Origin of the sequence: Serratia sp. N21D137, assembly GCF_047530005.1 — a bacterium.
In the GTDB taxonomy this organism is placed as follows: Bacteria; Pseudomonadota; Gammaproteobacteria; order Enterobacterales; family Enterobacteriaceae; genus Chania; species Chania fonticola_B.
This window is the reverse complement of sequence record NZ_JBLJAJ010000103.1, coordinates 1-1,345: the sequence shown is the minus strand read 5'-3', so window position 1 is coordinate 1,345 and position 1,345 is coordinate 1. Positions and strand designations below refer to the sequence as shown.

2 protein-coding genes are annotated in these 1,345 nt (G+C 47.1%); both read left to right on the top strand.

Annotated elements, in window-relative coordinates; translation table 11 throughout:
* Positions 1 to 54 precede the first annotated feature (54 nt).
* Positions 55 to 573, top strand: coding sequence for a transposase (locus tag ACMV5H_RS25505; RefSeq protein WP_325984338.1), 519 nt, complete (start codon positions 55 to 57; stop codon positions 571 to 573).
* Positions 574 to 581: 8 nt separating this feature from the next.
* A partial coding sequence (locus ACMV5H_RS25500; protein WP_414822799.1) for an IS3 family transposase occupies positions 582 to 1,345 on the top strand: 764 nt, incomplete at its 3' end.

Sequence of the window (1,345 nt, the reverse complement as noted above, 5' to 3'; positions counted from 1 at the left end):
TGAACTGAACCCCAAATGTTGGACAAACATCTGACATTTGGAGGTACAGTTCTGATGAAGTATTCACTTCAGTTCAAACTTGACGTTGTCCGGTACTATCTTGCCGGACTCGGCGGTCAAAAACAGACCGCTAAGAAGTTTTCCATTGCTCATGTCCAACTACGCAGATGGATTGCCGCTTATCAGCATCATGGGGAACAGGGGCTGCGGTTAGGACGCAAGCAACATTACACACCTGACTTCAGGCTCTCTGTTGTCGAATTCGCGCTTTCAAATCCGCTCTCTTTAGCGACAGTCGCCGCTAAATTCAATATTCCTTCTTACCTTACTGTGGAACGCTGGATTAAACTCTATCGGGAGAATGGGGCTGAAGCCCTCAACCTGAATAAGCGTAGTCGCCAAATGCGTCAGCATCCCAAAACCCCCCATGCCGATAAATCGCCTGATGAGTTGACCCCCGAAGAGATGCGGGAGGAAATCGAGTTTTTACGTGCGCAGAATGATTACATAAAAAAGTTGAGAGCCTTGATGCAACAGAAGGAAGCCCAGACTCGTCGAAAAGGGCAAAAATAATCAGAGCATTGAGGTCAGAACACCGTTTGGAGGTTTTGCTGTGGGCCGGAAAACTGCCGCGCAGTACGTATTACTATTGTTGTAAAAGCCATCAAGCACCGGATAAGTATGGTGAAACCAAGCAGCAAATAATGGCTGTTTTTAACGAGCATAAAGGCCGTTACGGCTATCGCCGGGTGACCAGTGTTCTTCGAAAGATGGGGGCTGTGCTAAATCATAAAACCGTGCAAAAACTGATGGTTGAGCTGCAATTGAAATCGCCCGTTCGCCGTAAAAAATACCGTTCGTACAAGGGACATGTCGGTAAAGTGGCCCCGAATACCTTGCAGCGCGATTTTACCGCTCTGGAGCCTAACCAAAAGTGGGTGACCGATATCACGGAGTTCCGGGTGGCGGATAAGAAGCTGTATTTATCGCCGGTACTCGACTTGTTTAACGGTGAAATCATTGCCTATGAGATGTCCCGTAAACCTGTGTTCAGTCTGGTAAAAACGATGCTGGATAAGGCGCTCAGTACGCTAAAAACGGAAGAAAAGCCGTTGCTGCACAGTGACCAAGGTTGGCACTATCAGATGGCGGCTTATCAGCATCAGTTGCAGGAAAATGGGATAGAACAGAGCATGTCTCGCAAGGGTAACTGCCTGGATAATGCGGTAATGGAAAACTTCTTTGGCCATCTGAAAGCTGAACTGTATTATTTACAACGCTTTGAGAGTGTGGAACAGCTGTCTGAAGAGATAGACATGTACATAGATTACTACAATAACCATCG